At 49.8% G+C, this 18,911-nt stretch carries 19 protein-coding genes; 7 read left to right on the plus strand and 12 right to left on the minus strand.

Annotated features, from left to right (window positions below; all coding sequences use genetic code 11):
* Positions 1-58: 58 nt before the first annotated feature.
* Positions 59-1,006: a tRNA glutamyl-Q(34) synthetase GluQRS gene (gene gluQRS / locus BTA35_RS14775; RefSeq protein ID WP_078320591.1), complete on the minus strand. Its 948-nt coding sequence runs from the start codon at positions 1,004-1,006 to the stop codon at positions 59-61.
* A 106-nt stretch (positions 1,007-1,112) separates the two neighbouring features.
* Positions 1,113-1,550: an RNA polymerase-binding protein DksA gene (dksA, locus tag BTA35_RS14780; protein ID WP_078320592.1), complete on the minus strand. Its 438-nt coding sequence runs from the start codon at positions 1,548-1,550 to the stop codon at positions 1,113-1,115.
* A 300-nt stretch (positions 1,551-1,850) separates the two neighbouring features.
* Between dksA and BTA35_RS14785 the strand changes: the two genes are divergently transcribed.
* Both BTA35_RS14785 and sfsA read left to right on the plus strand, forming a co-directional pair.
* Complete coding sequence (locus tag BTA35_RS14785; protein ID WP_078320593.1) at positions 1,851-3,029, plus strand: pyridoxal phosphate-dependent aminotransferase; 1,179 nt, start codon at positions 1,851-1,853, stop codon at positions 3,027-3,029.
* A gap of 27 nt (positions 3,030-3,056) precedes the next feature.
* Positions 3,057-3,815, plus strand: a complete 759-nt coding sequence (gene sfsA, locus BTA35_RS14790) for a DNA/RNA nuclease SfsA (RefSeq protein WP_078320594.1) — start codon at positions 3,057-3,059, stop codon at positions 3,813-3,815.
* Here sfsA and BTA35_RS14795 read toward each other — a convergent pair.
* The 8 genes from BTA35_RS14795 to BTA35_RS14830 all read right to left on the minus strand — a co-directional run bounded on the left by BTA35_RS14795 (position 3,806) and on the right by BTA35_RS14830 (position 11,551).
* Complete coding sequence (locus BTA35_RS14795) at positions 3,806-4,165, minus strand: Rieske (2Fe-2S) protein (protein ID WP_078320595.1); 360 nt, start codon at positions 4,163-4,165, stop codon at positions 3,806-3,808. The genes sfsA and BTA35_RS14795 overlap by 10 nt on opposite strands.
* Positions 4,166-4,336: 171 nt before the next feature.
* Positions 4,337-4,687 carry a pentapeptide repeat-containing protein gene (locus BTA35_RS14800; protein WP_078320596.1) on the minus strand — a complete coding sequence of 117 codons (351 nt, stop codon included), beginning with the start codon at positions 4,685-4,687 and terminating at the stop codon, positions 4,337-4,339.
* A gap of 50 nt (positions 4,688-4,737) precedes the next feature.
* Complete coding sequence (locus BTA35_RS14805; RefSeq protein WP_078320597.1) at positions 4,738-6,315, minus strand: bifunctional aminoglycoside phosphotransferase/ATP-binding protein; 1,578 nt, start codon at positions 6,313-6,315, stop codon at positions 4,738-4,740.
* Between the two features lie 165 nt (positions 6,316-6,480).
* Positions 6,481-7,764, minus strand: coding sequence for a glutamate-1-semialdehyde 2,1-aminomutase (gene hemL, locus BTA35_RS14810; protein ID WP_078320598.1), 1,284 nt, complete (start codon positions 7,762-7,764; stop codon positions 6,481-6,483).
* Between the two features lie 143 nt (positions 7,765-7,907).
* On the minus strand, positions 7,908-8,591 hold the full coding sequence (thiE, locus tag BTA35_RS14815) for a thiamine phosphate synthase (RefSeq protein WP_078320599.1): 684 nt from the start codon (positions 8,589-8,591) through the stop codon (positions 7,908-7,910).
* A gap of 42 nt (positions 8,592-8,633) precedes the next feature.
* Entirely contained in the window at positions 8,634-9,431 is a 798-nt protein-coding gene (gene thiD, locus BTA35_RS14820; RefSeq protein WP_078320600.1) for a bifunctional hydroxymethylpyrimidine kinase/phosphomethylpyrimidine kinase, read from the minus strand.
* A gap of 26 nt (positions 9,432-9,457) precedes the next feature.
* Positions 9,458-9,892 (minus strand): protoporphyrinogen oxidase HemJ, encoded by a 435-nt coding sequence (gene hemJ / locus BTA35_RS14825; RefSeq protein WP_078320601.1) that lies wholly within the window; start codon positions 9,890-9,892, stop codon positions 9,458-9,460.
* Positions 9,893-9,934: 42 nt separating this feature from the next.
* Positions 9,935-11,551 (minus strand): chloride channel protein, encoded by a 1,617-nt coding sequence (locus tag BTA35_RS14830; RefSeq protein ID WP_139363677.1) that lies wholly within the window; start codon positions 11,549-11,551, stop codon positions 9,935-9,937.
* Positions 11,552-11,799: 248 nt separating this feature from the next.
* Here BTA35_RS14830 and argC point away from each other — a divergent pair, with 248 nt between their 5' ends.
* From argC to erpA, 4 genes are all read left to right on the plus strand, one after another.
* Positions 11,800-12,831: an N-acetyl-gamma-glutamyl-phosphate reductase gene (argC, locus tag BTA35_RS14835; protein WP_078320603.1), complete on the plus strand. Its 1,032-nt coding sequence runs from the start codon at positions 11,800-11,802 to the stop codon at positions 12,829-12,831.
* Between the two features lie 25 nt (positions 12,832-12,856).
* On the plus strand, positions 12,857-13,600 hold the full coding sequence (locus BTA35_RS14840) for a DUF6776 family protein (RefSeq protein ID WP_139363678.1): 744 nt from the start codon (positions 12,857-12,859) through the stop codon (positions 13,598-13,600).
* Positions 13,601-13,602: 2 nt separating this feature from the next.
* Positions 13,603-14,151 (plus strand): bactofilin family protein, encoded by a 549-nt coding sequence (locus tag BTA35_RS14845; protein ID WP_078320605.1) that lies wholly within the window; start codon positions 13,603-13,605, stop codon positions 14,149-14,151.
* Between the two features lie 167 nt (positions 14,152-14,318).
* Positions 14,319-14,669 carry an iron-sulfur cluster insertion protein ErpA gene (erpA, locus tag BTA35_RS14850; protein WP_078320606.1) on the plus strand — a complete coding sequence of 117 codons (351 nt, stop codon included), beginning with the start codon at positions 14,319-14,321 and terminating at the stop codon, positions 14,667-14,669.
* Positions 14,670-14,747: 78 nt separating this feature from the next.
* Here the strand turns inward: erpA and BTA35_RS14855 are convergent, their stop codons facing one another.
* Both BTA35_RS14855 and BTA35_RS14860 read right to left on the minus strand, forming a co-directional pair.
* Positions 14,748-15,863 (minus strand): anhydro-N-acetylmuramic acid kinase, encoded by a 1,116-nt coding sequence (locus BTA35_RS14855; RefSeq protein WP_238377610.1) that lies wholly within the window; start codon positions 15,861-15,863, stop codon positions 14,748-14,750.
* Positions 15,860-17,134: an OapA family protein gene (locus BTA35_RS14860; RefSeq protein WP_078320607.1), complete on the minus strand. Its 1,275-nt coding sequence runs from the start codon at positions 17,132-17,134 to the stop codon at positions 15,860-15,862. Before BTA35_RS14860 ends, BTA35_RS14855 begins: the two co-directional genes overlap by 4 nt.
* 137 nt (positions 17,135-17,271) lie before the next feature.
* Between BTA35_RS14860 and tyrS the strand changes: the two genes are divergently transcribed.
* Positions 17,272-18,474, plus strand: coding sequence for a tyrosine--tRNA ligase (gene tyrS, locus BTA35_RS14865; RefSeq protein ID WP_078320608.1), 1,203 nt, complete (start codon positions 17,272-17,274; stop codon positions 18,472-18,474).
* Positions 18,475-18,911: the final 437 nt, after the last annotated feature.

Consider the following 18,911-nt stretch of genomic DNA (forward strand, 5'->3'; position numbering starts at 1 on the left):
TTTGTTCTTATTAAGTGTTGCTTAGCGGTGTTAAGAGCGTACTTAACCGCCATAAGCTTTAGGTTGATGACGGCAGGTCCGCTTCAGGAATCTCCTGCTTCATGGCTAACCGGGATGGATCCCATTGGCTGACAGCCCAGTGAAGAATATCAGAGTAGGCGCAGGCCTGTATCTCCTGCTCCGGAAAAACCTGCAGTGCGGCAAGTGCTCTTAGCAGCAGCTGATGTTTCTCTTTGCTGTTAATTGCCGGTGCCAGATTTTGTTTGCTTAGTTTCTGACCATTGGCCTGAACGATCACCGGAATATGGGCATAGGCTGGCGGAGTGAGATTCAGGTGTTTCAGCAGCTGCAGCTGGCGTGGAGTGCTTTCCAGAATATCATAGCCCCGGACGACCTGATTGATCCCCTGTTCCTTATCATCCAGTACCACCGCCAGCTGATAGGCAAAGAGTTTGTCCCGACGCTGAATAATAAAGTCTCCGACCTGATCCATTGGCCATTGGCAGTGCCCCTGGATTCTGTCTTCGATACTGAAACTGCCATCAGTTTTAAGGCGAATTGCACATTCGGCGTCAGTGGGTGGGGGATTTTTACGACAGCTGTTTGGATATACAGTATACCCTTTGAGCTGCTTTCGACTGCACTGGCAGCGGTAAGCCAGGCCCTGATCAAGCAACTGATCCACCTGATCCTGATAACGTTCGTTCTGTTGACTCTGATACATCACCTTGCCATCCCGGAAAAGCTCAAAGGCTTCTAAGGCCTGCAGGATTGCATCGCTGGCGCCGGGTTGTTCACGGGGAGGATCGATATCTTCAATGCGCATCAGCCATAAGCCGTTGTGAGCTTTCGCATCCAGATAGCTGGCCAGTGCTGCCACCAGCGAGCCAAAGTGCAGTGGGCCGGATGGTGTTGGAGCAAAGCGGCCGATATAAGCGTCTTTACCTGGAGTGGAAGCCGGGTTATTGATGCCGTTTTGTTTGATATGAGGCGTATCAGAAAGCATTGGAGTCTTTGTTTCTACTGGTTGCACGAAGGTTAAGGGCTATTAAAACTGACAGGCATAAAAAAACCAGCCGGAGCTGGTTTCTGTTTCTGTACATGCTGGTGGATTAACCGCCAATCTGACGCTCTTTTATTTCCGCCAGGGTTTTGCAGTCCACGCACAGGGTTGCTGTTGGACGTGCCTCAAGACGGCGAATACCAATTTCAATACCGCAGGACTCGCAGTAACCGTAGTCACCTTCGTCGATATCGTTAAGGGCTTCATTGATTTTTTTGATCAGCTTGCGTTCACGGTCACGGGTGCGAAGCTCCAGACTGAACTCTTCTTCCTGGGTGGCACGATCAGCTGGGTCAGCAAAATTGTTTGCATCTTCCTGAAGGTGCTGAACTGTACGGTCAACCTCTTCCATCAACTCTTGTTTCCACTTCAGCAGAATCTGGCGGAAATGCTCCAGCTGTTCATCATTCATGTATTCTTCGCCGTCTTTAATATCATACGGAACGAATGATTCTAGCTCTGGGTTGTTGGTTGCATTCTCTGGCATACGACTGCCCCATCATATTATGTTGTTGGTGGTCTGGGGGATGCCCGCCGATAAATAGTCCATCATTGGCACCCTCAGCAACGGACAAAATCCTGTCACGTTTTTGAAAGCCTTGCTTATTTAGCTGAAAAGTAAGAAAAAAGCAAATTCTGAGGCGAATTTATACAGTTTTTTACATTTCAGAATACCGGCAAAGTGCTGGTAAAGCTGCATACTTGTTTGCTTTTCACTATGATGTTCAGCTTGGTTAAGCGTGGCTTCATAGTTGAAACCCTCTGTTTTCAGATTCAGGAGTAGTGTATGTCACTGTCGGATTTCCAATGGGCAAGCCGTGTTGCGGATATTGCGCCTTTCCATGTTATGGCGCTGTTGGGGCGTGCCCGTGAGCTTCAGGCGGAGGGCCGGGACATTATTCATATGGAGATTGGTGAACCAGACTTTTCATCGCCTCCACAGGTGATTGAAGCTGGACGGCAGGCTCTGGCCGACGGTCATACCGGTTACACTCCTGCGATGGGTATTCCTGAATTGCGTGAGGCAATTGCAGGTCATTATCAGAAAGCCTATGGCGTTAAGGTCGATCCTGCCCGTATTTTGGTAACCCCCGGAGCCTCCGGGGCTCTCTTGTTACTGGCGGCCTTGCTGGTTAATCCCGGTGACCAGGTGATGATGGCCGACCCGACTTACCCCTGTAACCGTAACTTTATGCGTTTGTTTGAAGGTCAGTCACAGCTGGTTCCGGTAGGCGCAGATAGCCACTTCCAGCTTAATGCGGATCATATTGAACAACACTGGAATGCCAAAACCCGTGCCGCCATGCTGGCAACACCATCCAACCCAACGGGTACCTTGGTGAGCCTGGATCAGTTGACGGAAATTTCCCAGGCGGTGAATGCGAAAAAAGGGGCTCTGATCTGTGATGAGATCTATCAGGGACTAACCTATGGTGTTGAGGCGCAAACGGCACTGGCGGTGAATGATGACGCTTTTGTTATCAACAGTTTTTCTAAATATTTTGGTATGACCGGCTGGCGGCTGGGCTGGCTGGTGGCTCCTGAGTGCGCTATGCCGGAACTGGAAAAGCTGGCGCAGAATGTCTTTTTGTCGGCGACGACGCCATCTCAATATGCTGCCCTGGCGGCTTTTCAGCCGGATACGATTGCTCTGCTTGAGGAGCGCCGGGCAGAGTTTGCCCGACGCCGGGATTATCTGTTACCGGCGCTGCGTGAGCTGGGTATGTCGATTCCGGTGACGCCGGAAGGTGCGTTTTATATCTATGCAGGTATCGATCATTTGACCGATGATAGCTTCGGGTGGTGTCAGGATCTGCTGGAAGAAGAGGGCGTTGCTACAACGCCGGGGCTGGATTTTGGTATCGCCGGTGCGCGTACCACGGTGCGTTTTGCCTATGCTGCCAGCATCGATAAGCTGGAAGAGGCCGTTGAACGTATCGGGCGCTTTATCCAGAAGCGGGCCTAAACAGAATACAGATCAGGGAGATCGGATATGCGTTGGTCATCACCACTTAAGTCGGCCACTTTGTTAAAGCGCTACAAACGTTTTATGGCGGATGTGGTGCCGGAGGATCTCTCTGGATATCAGGCGGATGGTGCGGAGCAACTTACCCTGCACTGCCCCAATACCGGCTCGATGAGAAACTGTATGGGTGAGGGCTGGCGCGTCTGGTACTCCGATTCCGGGAACCCTAAGCGCAAATACCCCTGTACCTGGGAGCTGTCAGAAACCCCTGATGGCAACCTGATCTGTGTGAACACAGCGCAGGCAAACCGGATCGTCAAAGAAGCGCTGCAGAATAAGGTTCTGGCTGAGCTTGCAGCTTACGATGCCATTAAGCCTGAAGTGAAATATGGCGCTGAAAATAGTCGGATCGATTTCCTGTTGACCGCAGAGGGGCTGCCGAACTGCTATGTTGAGGTGAAAAGCGCTACTTTGCTGGATGAGTCTTTTGGCAAGGGGCAGGGTTTTTTCCCGGATGCGGTTACTGAGCGGGGGCGTAAGCATCTGCGTGAATTGCAGCAGATGGTCACTGAAGGTCACCGTGCTATTTTATTGTTCTGTGTGAATCACACAGGGATCAACCAGATTGGTGTAGCGGATCATATTGATCCGGCCTATGGCCAGGTGCTGCGGGAGGCACTGCAGGCAGGGGTTGAAGTTCTGGCCTATAAATCGTTGATAGATACTGAAACAATTCAGCTTTGGCAATCGGTGCCTGTTGTCTTATCTGAGCAGGCTTATCGCTGATCTTCAGTTCTGGTGCGGTCAACGCTCTCGGCTGTCATCAGCATCACCTCTCCGGTCTCACTGATCTCATAAGGAATCTGGCGTAGCTTTTGTCCTGTACATGGGCCGTGAATGCATTCGCCGGAGTCGATCAGAAACTGTGCACCGTGCATTGCACACTGAATGAGTTGTTTGCTGCTGTCCAGAAACTGATCCTGCTGCCATTCAAGGTTGACGCCAAGATGCGGGCACTCATTGGCATACAGATAAAGTTTATGTTTTTTCTTTACCGCAAAGAGAGGGCCAATGGGAGTCTGAAAACCTTTGCTGGTTTTGTTGCCGATATCATCCAGATTACAAAGTACGTACATGGTTTTTCTCTAACCGGGCATAAAAAAGCCGCTTGCAGAGCAAACGGCTGAGAAGGAGGTGCGTTGTCTGACGTTGGAGTCAAATAACCTCTGTTAGACTGCGCCATCATAGAAAACCGTTGTGACTTTAATATGACAGCTGGAATGACAGACGTTATTAACCACCGACGATCAGCAGCTCCGGTCGTAGCGCAACCGGGTGCCATGGTTCAGAGACATCACCAGCTCATCGGCTGAGATCTCTTTCGGAAAAAGGCAGCCGGATATATTGGCCTGAGCGATGCTGGCCCCTTCAAGATTTGTCTGGCTGAAGTCTATGCCACGCAGATCAGCTCCCCGGAAATAAGCACTGCTCATATCCAGTTTGTGGGCATTCATCTCGCGCAGATCCAGTCCTCTGAAGTCGCCACTGCGCAGGTCTGTCGTTTCATCGCAGGAGCGGGCTTGATTAAAAGCTCCGATATCTTCTTCTCTTAGTAGCTTGTACAGCTTGTTATCAAGCAGATGGGGTTTGTGACTCATAACCGACTCCTTTTGGCCAATGGCTACTCGCAGTTTATTTGAAAGATATGTTACAGCCCAAACTGGCGGCGAATACTCATGAGTAGCTTGGTGCTTGCATTATCTTCGTCAGTGTTGATGACGATAGTATAGTCCGTTTCATCTGAGGCGATATTATCCTGCTCTGCCAGCTGCTTATGCAGGACAGCAAGATCCGCTTCAGATGCATCACTATCTGATGTCAGGCGTTTTTTGATCCGGCGCTCCAGTGTTTGCTCACTTGCTGTGAATGAAAGTGTCAGAGCGGGTACTCCAAGTTGTTCCGCTTTATCACGCAGAGCATCACGCTGCCAACGTTTCAGGTTGGTGGCATCAATAATCACAGGTGTTGCCGAGTGAATGACGCAATCTGCCAGTTTTGCCAGTTTGTCATAGGTGCGTTCTGTGGCTTCCGGGGTATAGATACCGGCATCCAGTTCAGAGTGACTGTCCTGGTCTGGGCTCAGGCCAAACAGGCGTTTACGCTCAACATCGGATCGGATACGGATAACGCCCAGCTCCTTGATAACCGCCCGACTTATAGAGCTTTTACCGGAACCGGACACGCCATGGGTGATCAGCATAAAGGGCTGTTCAAATACGGTGTAGGATTCCGCCAGATCGATATAGCTCTGGTAATCGGCTTCCAGCGCTTTGCGTCCTGTTTCATCAATGGATGGGTCCAGTAGCATAAAGCGCGTTACCTTGGCGCGAACCATGGCTCGGTAAGCTTTGTAGAACGGCAATAGTTGAATGCCTTCGTAGTCACCGGTCAGCTCCAGGTACAGGTTGATAAAGTGGCGGGCCAGCTCTTTCTCACCACGGGCTTCCAGGTCCATCACCAAAAAACCGGCATCGCTGATCACATCGATCCAACGGAACTCATCGTTAAACTCGATGCAGTCAAACAGAGTAACCTTGTCTTTACCCGCTTCCTGAATCAGGGCCACATTACCTAAGTGGATATCTCCATGGCACTCGCGAATCATTCCGTTGGCTTTGCGACGGGCAAACAGTGACTCCAGGCGGGTAAACGTATCCTGCATCCAACCTTCCAGCTGGGTGAGCTGATCCAGTTGTGGTTTCTCGCTCAGCATCTCGCGGATCTGGTCAAAGTTTTGCTGTGCGGGTGCCAGTACTTCTGCAGGGCTGCCCAGTTTCATGCTGTCATCTGCCTGGCGAATTTCAGCATGAAAACCGGCAATCTGGTGTGCCAGTGAATCAATGTGAGCGGTTGTCACCATACCTTCGGCCTGCAGGTTGCTCAGCAGGCGGTCGCCGTCGAACTGTTGCATGCGGATGGCGTATTCAAACGGGGCTGAATCATCACCTAAACGGGGGGCGTCTTCGCTACCTGAGATCGGCAGAACATCCAGATAGAGATCCGGAGCCAGACGTTTATTCAGGGCAACCTCCTGCTCACAGAAGAACTTACGCTTTTCCAGGGTAGTGAAATTCAAAAAACCAAAGTCCATCGGTTTTTTGATTTTATAGGCATAGTCACCTGTCAGCAGTACCCAGGATATATGGGTTTGGTACAGTTTAAATTCCCCTGTGTTGTGTTGATACAGGGCTGGGTTCTGAAGTGCCTCAATCAGCTGTTGGCTCACAGGCGGTCTCCTTAAAATTCAGTATTCGGGGCTCGTTGTCCGTTCTGTTACACGGGCGTACGGGTCAGCCTTTTGACCCATAGTGCGTGCTTCAGGTGGCCGGAGCAATCAGCTTAAGGTCTGAGGTGTTTACCTCAGACCCGTTATGATCCGCAAGATGACCTGTTAACTCAGTGCAGCAAACGCTTTACGGGCTGCGGCAAGGGTTTTCTCAATATCGTCATCTGTGTGGGCAGAAGAAACAAAACCTGCTTCGTAGGATGCCGGAGCCAGATAAATACCCTCTTCCAGCATGATGTGGAAGAATTTATTGAAATGCTCGTTATTACACTCCATTACATCAGCAAAGCCGGTAACGGCAGGTTTATCGGTGAAGAAAACACCAAACATACCTCCTGCTTTCTGGGTGATAAAGGGAACACCGGCTTCTTTTGCTGCGGCTTCAAGGCCAGCACACAGTTTATCTACTTTGGCGAACAGGGCATCGTGGAAGCCCGGCGTGCTGATACTGTTAAGTAGGGCGATTCCGGCAGCCATGGCCAGAGGGTTACCGGAAAGGGTGCCAGCCTGATAGACAGGCCCCAGAGGTGAGATATGAGACATGATCTCTTTCTTACCACCGAATGCGCCTACTGGCATACCACCGCCGATAATCTTACCCAGTGTGGTCAGATCCGGTTTAATGTTGAAGCGCTCCTGAGCGCCGCCCAGAGCAACACGGAAACCTGTCATCACTTCATCAAAGATCAGTACGGTGCCGTTTTCATCACACACTTCGCGCAGGCACTCCAGAAAGCCCGGCTGTGGCGGAATGCAGTTCATATTACCTGCCACCGGCTCCACAATAATGCAGGCGATCTGGTCGCCAATCTGTTTGAAGCACTCCCGCACATTTTCAATGTCGTTATACGTCAGGGTGATGGTGTGTTCCGCCAGCGCTTTGGGTACACCCGGCGAGTTCGGTTCACCAAAGGTCAGGGCACCGGAACCTGCTTTAACCAGCAGGGAGTCGGAGTGGCCGTGGTAGCAGCCCTCAAATTTTACGATCTTGTCCCGACCGGTATAGCCACGGGCCAGACGGATCGCACTCATGGTGGCTTCCGTACCTGAGTTCACCATGCGTACCATCTCGATGTTCGGCATGATCTCGCAGATACGCTGAGCCATGGTGGTTTCGATTTCAGTGGGGGCACCAAAGCTCATACCGTCGTCCAGGCGATCTTTTACTGCCTGCAGTACGGTGTCGTTGGCGTGACCGGTGATCATTGGGCCCCATGAACCTACATAGTCAATGTACTGTTTGTCATCTGCATCAAACAGGTATGCGCCTTTCGCGCGCTTGATAAATACCGGCGTACCGCCAACACCTTTGAATGCACGTACCGGAGAGTTAACACCGCCAGGAATAACGGTCTGGGCATTGGCAAATAGCTGTTCTGACGTAGACATAGGGTTCCCTATAACTGTTGTTTCTTAAAAATTGCTAAAAACGGTTTGAGGAGGCCGCAGCCTCCCGAAAGTAATGCGCCCATCATACCTAGGCATGATGACGTGATACAGCGTTGCTGCACCTTATTAAAGATTGATTGTAGTTAAACGTTGATCTGCAACGGGGCTCTGGGTAAGCAGAATCTGTTGAGTGCCTCTGAAGGGTCATGAGTACCGAACAGGCTGTTGACCACGGCAATCATATCGGCACCCTGATCAAACACCTGACCGGAATTATCTGAATCAATACCACCGATTACGACAATGGGACGCTGAAAGCGGGCCTTTGCCTGAGCAATTAACTCTAATGGTGCCGCCGGTGCATTCGGTTTGGTTGTCGAAGGGAAGAAACGTCCAAAAGCCAGATAGTCCGCTCCGGCACGCTGAGCTTGCTCCGCCAGATCAAGGGAGGCATGGCAGGTTGCACCCAGTATCTTATCTTCACCCAGTTTATGGCGTGCATCCGTCAGTGAGCCGTCACTCTGACCCAGATGAACACCATCGGCATCAATTTCAAGAGCCAGCTCCAGATCATCGTTAATAATCAGTGGCGTGTTGTATTGCCGGCAAAGAGTCAGCAGCTGTTGCGCCCGTTGTTTTTTCTGATCAGGTGCGGCGTTTTTTTCACGATACTGTAGGCAGCCAATACCAGCCTTTAATACGATTTCAGCCTTACTGAAAAGCTGGTCGCCGGGCATGAGCTTGCTGTCGGTAATGGCATAAATAGCTGATCGAGCAATGGCTTTCAGAAAGTATTGCTGAGACCGGGCGTTATGAATTTGGGGCATACGGAAATAAGGCTCCTTAACGGGTGTCAACCACAGTGCAGATCAGGATCTGTCACACCAGAAAAAACGATTGGGCAGATGTTGGCCCGAGCTAAGCTTGTGGGCGCTTTCCAGGCTCTTCCAGGTGAAACTTTGTGCCATCTCTGTAGCGTTACAAATATCAGCACCCTGAGCAATTAGGGCCGTGCAGGCTGAGGCAAAGGTGCAGCCACTACCATGATATTCGCCACTCAACCTGGGCCAGGTTTTTTGCTGCATCTCACCGTGGCTACCGAAAAGCTTATTAATTACGTCAGTTGTTTCAGCGTGGGTGCCGGTCACCGCCACATGTTTACAACCAAGGCTGATTAAGTGATGAGCCTGGGCTGCAATGGAGTCTGCATTAGGGCTGAGCTGTTTCAGTTCCTGTGTATTGGGCGTCAGCAGTGTGGTATGAGGCAGTAACAGATCATTGAATGCGGCTACCATCTCCTGAGTGGTCAGGCTTTTGCCGCCACCTGCGTGCAGAATCGGGTCAAAAACCACGGGGAGGTGAGGGTAGTCCTGTAAAAGAGTGTGAATCGCTTCAATATTCTCGATGCTGCCCAAGAGCCCGATTTTGATTGCGCTAATGGGCAGATCATCAAGCATCATACGTGCCTGAGTGATCAGATCGTTAGCGTTAACCGGATGTATGCCCTGAACATTATGCGTATCCTGGGTTGTGGTAGCCGTAATTACTGTTGCGGCATAGCCACCCAGGGCTCGTATGGTTTCGATGTCAGCCTGAATACCGGCACCACCGGACGGGTCGTGCCCAGCCAGTACCAGAGTAACCGCGGGGTTGGGGATTGAACTCATCGTCACGCTCCCTATCGCTTTCTGCGTTAGCCTGAGAAAGGCTTGACCACAACCAGAATAATAATCCCAATCAGGGCAAATACCGGTAGCTCGTTAAAAACCCGGTAAAACTTATGGCTGCGCGTGTTTCTGTCTTCGGCAAATAACTTGCGGTAGTGTCCGCAGGCAAAGTGGTAGCCGATCAGCAGTGTTACAAGTGTTAGTTTAGCGTGCATCCAGGGCTGCGACAGGTAATAACTGGCATTCATGCTCAGTAGCCAAAGGCCTAAAGCGATAACGACGACCATAGAGGGAGTGGTAATCCCCCGGTACAGCTTACGCTCCATGATTTTGAAGCGTTCATTACCCGCCTCATCCGTTGTTTCTGCATGGTAAACGTACAGTCTTGGCAGATAAAACAGGCCACTGAACCAAGTGACCACGGCGATAATGTGAAACGCCTTAACCCAAAAAAAATCCATTATGACTCCTCATAATTGCTTTTGTGATTCAGTAAGTATTCATTACCGGTAAAAACCCTCGATCATATCCCGGGTGACAATGCCGATAACTTCTCCTTTTAAGCCTGTTATGTACAGTGTGTCGGTACGCATATCTGAGATCTGTGTCTGGGCCTCAGCCAGAGTGGCTGTTTGAGACAGAGGGCTGGCGCTGAGTCTGTCCTCGGAGGGTATCTCGCTCAGGACAACTTCCTTCAGGCTCTGCCCGTCTTCCTGTAAGTCCAGGTAAACGTAGTTGGCTAAATCTGACGTTGGCATAAGAACAAAGTGATCATTATCGTCTTCATGGATCAATAGCCAACGAGGTTTGGCGTTCAGAATTGTTTTAGCCATTCCGATACTCAGCTTATCCGTGCATCGTTTAAAGTCCTTGCTCATTACAGCGCCAATACCGGTGCGACTGAGTATCTGGGAGAGTGCTGGGTCGTGAAGTTTGAGACCTTTTAATTCAAGAGCGTACTGGAACACTGAAGGGTGATCCGGAAGCAGGTAGCGGCTGGTCAGTGTCGCACAAACCACGGCCAGCATGCCGGGCATGATGATGTGAGGGTTGGCTGTCAGCTCCATTAAAGCCATTAGTGCCGCAAGAGGTGCCTGTAGGCAGGCCGCCATCATGCTTGCCATTCCTATCATCGCATAGATATTGATATCCGATACCTGAGTACCGGCCAGGAACGCACCAATATGACCGGTTGCGGCACCGAATAACCCCCCAACAACCATAATCGGGCCGATAATACCTATGGGTACGCCCAGGCCAAAAGTGGTGGCTGTCAGCAGCAGTTTGCAGATAGCCAGAAGAAGTAATACCCCCAGGCTTAGGTCGCCGGTAAATGAAAGATTGACCAGATCAAAACCACTGCCCATAAGAGAGGGCAGGAGAGCTGCAAAAAGTGCTGTCAGTAACCCTGCGAATAAGAAACGAATCTCAACAGGCCAGTGATGAGTGCGGAAAAGAAGACCTGAGTAACTGATGAACAGTGCGGCAAAAATACCAATAATAATGCCGCTGGCGGAGACCCAAGGCAGCTCTGCCAGAGTATAGAGAGCCTGCGGAGCTGTGTTGAAAAGGCTCCCTCCTCCGAGAAGGGATTGACTCAGAGCGGTACCGGTAACTGAGGCCAGAATAATCGGCGTAAATCCCACAAGGGTATACTCTGCAACAATGACTTCCATCGCGAAGATAACCCCCGCTATGGGCGTATTAAATGATGCCCCTATGGCTGCAGCAGAACCGCAGCCAACCAACAGGCGAATGCTGTTGTTAGGCAGTTTCAGGTGAACACCGATCAGGCTGCTGATGCTAGCTCCCATATGGACTGCAGGGCCTTCGCGTCCAGCGGATAGACCGCTGGTAAGGCTTATTATCGCATTAACAAACTGGCCAAGTGCATTGGGCCAGGGCATGTGACCCTGGTTGAATGTGAAGCGCTCGATCACATGTGGCACACCGTTTGACCGCCAGCTTTGTTTTGACAAGCGAAAAATAAACGCCAGCAGCAGACAGCCAATAATTGGGGCCAGCACCCGTATGGTAAGAGATAGCGCTTCATGGTTTTCAGGCTCAATCCCCAATAATGATTTTGTGGCCAGGTTCAGGCTTATAATAAATAGAACCATCACGCCCCCGGTCGCAATACCGGAGATTAAACCAAGTAAGGCCAGTTGAGGCAGTGCGTCCAGGTGAGCTAAACGGTTGCGAAAATGTTGTAAAGATAGCCGCTGGAAAAAATTTTTTCGAAACAGGTTCTTAGCCAAAGTGACATCCAATGATCAATAGGTGCTGCATACATTAGTCCATAGTTTTGTGTATTATACCGAGATTCGATTCAAGAGTTCGATCCAGGACTGAACAGTGGAGAGCGACAGTGATTAAAGTCGGTATTGTTGGCGGCACCGGTTACACCGGAGTTGAGTTGTTACGTTTGTTGGCACAGCACCCTGATGCTCAGGTTGAGGTGATTACATCGCGATCCGAGGCTGGTGTTGCCGTCGCTGATATGTACCCGAACTTACGCGGCCACTATGACCTTGAGTTTACAGTGCCTGATACAGATGCTCTTGCTGCTTGTGATGTGGTGTTTTTTGCAACGCCTCATGGCGTGGCTCATAGCCTGGCCGGTGACATTCTGGCCCGTGGCTGTCGGGTTATTGACCTTTCTGCCGATTTTCGCATCCGTGACCCAGAACTTTGGGCTGAGTGGTATGGCCAACCCCATGGAGCCCCTGCTCTGCTGAACGACGCGGTGTATGGCCTGCCTGAAACACAGCGTGAACAGATTAAGTCTGCCCGTCTGATTGCTGTGCCGGGTTGCTACCCAACGGCCGTTCAATTGGCAGCCCTGCCGCTGCTAGAAGCTGGCCTGATCCGGCCTGAAATTGTGGCTGACTGCAAGTCTGGTGTAAGCGGTGCAGGCCGGGGCGCAAAAGTGGGTTCTTTGTTATGTGAAACCAGTGAATCTGTCATGGCCTATGGTGCATCCGGGCATCGGCACCTTCCGGAAATTTCCCAGGAGCTGAATCGTGGAGCGGGTAAAGATGTTGCACTGACTTTTGTACCTCATCTGATGCCGATGATTCGTGGCATTCATGCCACTATCTACGCCGATCTTTTGGAAGGGCAGAACGTTGACCTTCAGACTCTGTACGAAAACTGCTATAAAGATGAGCCCTTTGTTGATGTGATGCCAGCGGGTTCTCACCCGGCAACACGGAGTGTAAGGGGTGTAAATATGTGTAGAATTTCGTTGCACAGGCCGCAGAATGGCAACAAGGTTGTGGTACTATCTGTGATCGATAATTTGGTTAAAGGCGCATCCGGGCAGGCTATTCAGAACATGAATATCATGTTCGGTCTTGAGGAAAATGCAGGGCTCAACCAGGTAGGATTGATGCCGTAACCATAACAATAATGAGTTACCAGGTATGACAATGGTCAAAGGAAGCAAACAGGATCAGTTGGAAATTGTTTCTTATAGCCCAATGGAGCGTTTCTTGCGCCGTTCGGTTTTTTTATTGTTTCTAATCGTGATTGTTCTTGCCGGGTTTGGTTACGGCCAATACCAGGGGTGGGAAGAGCGCCGTTCAGCCGTAATCGAGCGTGATGAATTACGCGAAACTCTGACAGAATTAGAAAAAGAAAATGAAACGCTGCGTCAAAAAGTTGCCGTACTGTCTCGCGGTAATCAGATTGATCAGAAAACCTATGCGGAGGTCCGTAATACGATTACAGATCTCAATGCTCGCATTGCACAGCTTGAAAATGAAGTGACTTTCTACAAGCGCGTGATGGCTCCCAGCAGTGAAGACAAAGGCCTTAGGGTTGAAAGCTGGACAGTGGCAAAGACACTGAATCCGTCCCGCTTCAGTTTTAAGCTGGTTCTTACTCAGGTTGCAGACAATAACAATTATATAGAAGGTCGCGCGCTGGTGAGTATTGTTGGGCTTCAGGGAACAACCCGACGTGTTCTACCTCTGCGAGACTTATCATCGGATGTTAAAGACCTGGGTGTCAGATTCCGCTTTCGCTTCTTCCAGAATGTAAGTGGTGAGATGGTTCTGCCAAAAGGCTTTAAGCCAGAGAAAATCGAAGTGATTCTGCAGTCTACTGGCCGTAAGGCGATGCGGGTTGAAAAGAATTATGAATGGTCAGTTCAGGAGGCCGTTTAGGCATGTTTGGAAAAAACAGCAAACCAAGTACACATCATTTTGATACCTTGGTGTCAGGTAAGGCAGAGATCGTTGGTGACCTTCATTTCAGCGGTGGCTTGCACATCGATGGAAAGGTGTTTGGCAATATTATTGCCGAAGATGACTCAAAGGCAGTGATACGCATCAGTGAGAAAGGTGTTGTCGTAGGTGAAATATCGGCCCCGCACGTTATCGTGAACGGCCAGGTGTCCGGTGATATCCACTCCTGTGAGCATATCGAGCTGGCTTCCCGGGCTACCGTTAATGGCAACATTTTCTATAATATGATTGAAATGGTAATGGGCTCTCAGGTGAGTGGTAACCTGATGCACCGTTACCGGGGCAAGCCAGAAAACCGTCCGGCAATGCCTAAGAGTGTAACCCATGAAAAACCTGTGTTTAACGAAGGCGTTGAGACCGACTCTAAAGCAGCTAAAACTGCTGCAGATGCGAAGCCTGTCGCCGCGCCTAAAACTACGGGTGCGACTCCTGTTGCAGCGAGTGCAGTAAAAGATAAAAAAGCAGAATAACAGCTGACGGCAGTTTCAGATTGCTATTGTGCTGAGCCCGCACTCTCTCAGAGGATGTGCGGGCTTTTTTATTTGTGGTTTTGATTGGCTATTCGACAACTATAGTAGTTGACTGTTTTGGTAGGTTAAGCAGATAATTCACTTTGATGACTTTTTCGGAGCGAACAATGACGGCGGACGTATATATTCCCCAGGCTATGATATTAAGCGATTCAGCGGCTGACAAAGTTCGTGAGTTGATTGATGCTGAGCAGAACCCGGAACTGAAGCTGCGGGTTTATGTAACCGGTGGAGGCTGTTCGGGTTTTCAGTATGGTTTCGATTTCGATGAGAGTAATCAGGAAGACGACACAGTTATCGAAAATAATGGTGTTAAAATGGTCGTTGACCCGATGAGTTATCCTTACTTGGTGGGCTCTGTTGTGGACTATCAGGAAGGCTTACAAGGTTCACAATTTGTTGTGCAGAACCCCAATGCAACCACCACTTGTGGTTGTGGGTCGTCCTTTACTGTTTAGCATGAGGTTGGGCAGTGAGTTTAAAAGGCAGCTAAGGGCTGCCTTTTTTATATCATCTGCTCGCCAGTCTGCTTGAAGTTATGCCGGATAGATGGCACCAAGAATACGCTCACCCTTGGCGCCTGTTGCGCTGGGCAGATTTCCGGGCAGGTTGTTCAGAGTCTGGCGGGCCAGCCATGCGAATGCGGCAGCTTCAACCCAATCCGGTGCAATGCCGAGATCGGATGTTGTTTTAAGGGATGCCCCTGGGGCGTGTTGCTTTATCTGCTCGATGAGCAATGTATTATGACTGCCACCACCGCAAAGAAACACTTCTCTGCAGTTGTAGAGGTTAATCTGGTCGGCGATAATTTTGGCTGTCAGTAGTGTCAGGGTAAACGCTGTATCTTGCCAATGATCATTTGAAAGCACCAGTTTAGGATTGAGCCACTCCTGATTAAAATATTCACGGCCTGTGCTTTTCGGAGCTTGCTGGGAAAAGTAAGGGTCTTCAAGCATTGCGTTCAGCAGCTCAGGGACCAGTTGACCCTTGCGTGCAGATTCACCTGCATAGTCAAAATTTTCACCTGTATTAAGTTGGTGCCAGTAGTCAATAAGGCAGTTGCCTGGCCCGCAGTCAAACCCTAACCCAGCGTTAACAAGTGTTATGTTGCAGATCCCGCCAATATTGATAATAGCTTGCTCGCTACCTGTGTCCGGTAGAGCCTGGTGGGTAAAAAGCCATTGGTGAAACGCTGGTACTAATGGCGCTCCTTGGCCGCCAGCAGCAATATCGCGGCTGCGAAAATCACAAACAACACTGATTCCTGTTTTTTCCACCAGTCGGGCATGGTCGGTAATTTGTAGTGTGTAGGGCAAAGGGTTGTTAGGTGCGTGATCAACCGTATGCCCATGGCTGCCAATAGCGATAATCTGGTCTGCGCTAAATTTACTCTCCTGCAATAAACGTCCGACCGCCTCCGCAAAGAAGTCTGCCAGTTGACCACTGATCGTCGCCAGAAAAGCTTTGTCACAGGATGGGGACAGAGCCAGCTTGAGCAGCTCTTTGCGAAAGCTGGCCTGATAAGGGATATCAAGGGCATGCAGGATATGAAAGCCCGGATGCTTGTCGTCTTCACGGGTAAACTCAATCAGTACGGCATCAACGCCATCAGCACTTGTCCCGGACATCAGCCCTATATAGATATCTCTCACTGCTCAAGTTTAGCCAGTTGTACCATAGGATAAGTTTCAAGGTTGCTAAGAAGGTTTGATGCATATTGATCAAACCGTTCGCGCTCTCTATCGGCGATAGGCTCGACATCAGGGAACTTGATAGCAACAGGGTTTTTATGAATACCGTTAATGCGGAACTCATAGTGAAGGTGTGGCCCTGTGGCTAAGCCAGTGCTACCCACATAGCCAATAATCTGACCCTGTTTGACTGTTTTGCCTTCCTTAATCCCCCGACCAAACTTGCTCATATGTGCATAGAGGGTGGTGTATCTGCTGCCGTGTTTCAGGACTACGTGATTGCCATAGCTGCGGCTGTAGCGGGATTTTATGATTTTTCCATCACCTGTTGCTTTGATCGGCGTGCCTGTTTTCGCTGCATAATCAGTGCCCCTATGGGACCGGAAGCGATTTAAGACCGGGTGAAAACGGCGTTTAGTAAAGTGAGAGCTGATACGGGTAAAATCCACGGGGGAGCGTAAAAACTGTTTGCGCATACTGCGCCCATCCGGAGAGTAATAATCCGCTTTGCCTTCTTGGTCTGTATAGCGAACTGTGCGATGGGTTTTCCCCTGAGTTGTAAATTCGGCAGCGAGAATATTGCCATCCCGAAAACGTACTCCATCAAGGTACTCCTGATAGTAAAGAACCTTGAAGTTATCACCGGGTCGGATATCGAGTGAAAAATCGATATCCCAGCCAAAAATATTAGCCAGACCCATAATTGTTTGTTGGCTTAGTGCTGCGTTTTCACCGGCTGTAAAAAAGGCACCATTAATAGTCCCTTCGGAATAGCGCAAAACCCGCTCGGGTTCGCGGGTCAGTGTTTCTTCGATGTAGTTGCCCTGGGCGTTGCGTTTAAATAAAGAAAGAGAAAGAGGAGATGTATCGAGGCGTACGGAGATAAGGTTGTTATCGCTGTCATGTTTAAAGTGAATGCTTTGGCCTGGCATTAGTAGTGATAAGTCTGTGGCGACCTGCTTGCTATGCAATATTTTGTATAGCTCAGATGCTGGAATGCCAGCGCGTGAAAAAAGTTCTGATAAAGTTTCACCTTTCTGAACCGTAAATGATTGCCAGTCATCTGTTAACCGTGGCCAGGTTAGAATGCGCTCCTCAATCGTCAGGTCCAGAGGGATAACGACGCGCTTTGCGGAAACATCCTGACTTGAGATCAGAGTAATAAGGACAGCCAAAAGGATCGTCAGGCCAAGGATGATATGGTGCTTTAATTGTTGTGCACGTCTAAGCATAAGAAATAAAACCAGAAACTGTAGGTGAAATCGTTGGGTAACCGTACCTGAATGCTATAATGTACGCTATTTTTTCCAAGTTACAATTGGTGAAAAACATTCGACATATGTTGCTGAAATTGACATAGGATAGATAGATGAGCTCCGTTGCAGATGCTTTAGCGCTGATTAAGCGTGGTACAGAAGAAATATTGGTTGAAGATGAACTGGTCAGGAAGCTGGAAAGCGGTCGGGTTCTGCGTATTAAGGCTGGCTTTGATCCCACGGCTCCGGACTTGCATCTGGGTCATACTGTACTGATTAATAAGCTGCGGCATTTTCAGGAGCTGGGTCATCACGTTATGTTTCTGATTGGTGACTTTACCGGCCGCATCGGTGACCCGACCGGTAAAAATGTTACCCGTAAGCCGCTGACTGAAGAAGATGTAGCGAAAAACGCTAAGACCTATACCGAGCAGGTGTTCAAGATCCTTGATCCGGAAAAAACTGAAGTCTGCTTTAACTCTGACTGGATGGGTAAGATGACCGCCTCAGAGATGATTGAGCTGGCAGCTCAGCAAACGGTTGCCCGTATGCTCGAGCGTGATGACTTCAGCAAGCGATATAAAGGCAATCAGTCGATTTCGATTCATGAGTTTTTGTACCCGCTGGTTCAGGGTTATGATTCTGTTGCCATGAAAGCAGATGTTGAGCTGGGTGGTACTGACCAGAAGTTCAACCTGCTGATGGGGCGTGAGCTGCAGAAAGGCGCTGGCCAGGAGCCGCAAATCTGTATCACTGTGCCGATCCTGGAAGGGTTGGACGGTGTGCAGAAAATGTCTAAGTCACTGGGTAACTATGTTGGTATTAATGATGCGCCGGGTGAAATGTTCGGCAAAATCGTATCCATGCCTGACTCTCTGATGTGGCGTTATTTCGAGTTACTGAGTTTTCGCCCGATGAGCGAGATCGATGAGATGCGTCGCTCGGTGGATGAAGAGGGTGCAAACCCCCGTGATATTAAAATGGAGCTGGCTCGTGAGCTGGTGTCCAGGTTCCATGGCGAAGAAGCGGCTGCTAATGCACACAAAGGCGCTGGTAATCGCCTGAAGGATGGTGAGCTGCCGGAAGATCTGCCGGAGATTACGGTTGACTTTGAAGGTCAGGATGAAGTACCTGTTTCTGCGGTGATTAATAAGGCTGGTCTGACCAAAAACTCAAAGGCAGCAAGAGATATGCTGGCCGCAGGTAGTGTTAAGGTTGATGGTGAAGTAGCTGAGGCTACCCTGAAGCTGCACAAAGGAAAAACTTATGTCTGCCAAGCGGGTAAAAAGCAGTTTGCAAAAGTGACCCTGGCTTAAGGCTGTTCGTATTTATTCCGGCTGAATAGAGCAGTACCTGTTTTGGCTGGTATGTAAGAAGGCCCGTAGGATGAGGATTGCACTCAGCCTGCGGGCCTTTTTCGTAAAGTAATCATGAGTCGGCGGGAACAAGCGATAGCCAGGCTGTTTGTCGTCACTATATTTGTTACTACACTATATAGATAGAGCGCACGTTTACTGATGGAAGGGGTGCCCGGCACAGGATGGGATGGGTTTGATGCAGGGAGTGCGGGGCTGATATCGCTGTTGAGTTGTTATTTTACTAAAAACTGAAAATTAATTGCCTTTAGGGGTTGTGCTGCCCCGTTTTGTGCGTATAATTCGCCCTCGTTGTCACGGAGCAAGTCTCCCGGCAACGGTTAACTCCTTGTTTTATTTGCTCTTTTTCTGGCTAAGCTGGTTGGTTGAGTTTAGAA

It is taken from the genome of Oceanospirillum linum (assembly GCF_001995095.2).
In the GTDB taxonomy this organism is placed as follows: domain Bacteria; phylum Pseudomonadota; class Gammaproteobacteria; order Pseudomonadales; family Halomonadaceae; genus Oceanospirillum; species Oceanospirillum linum.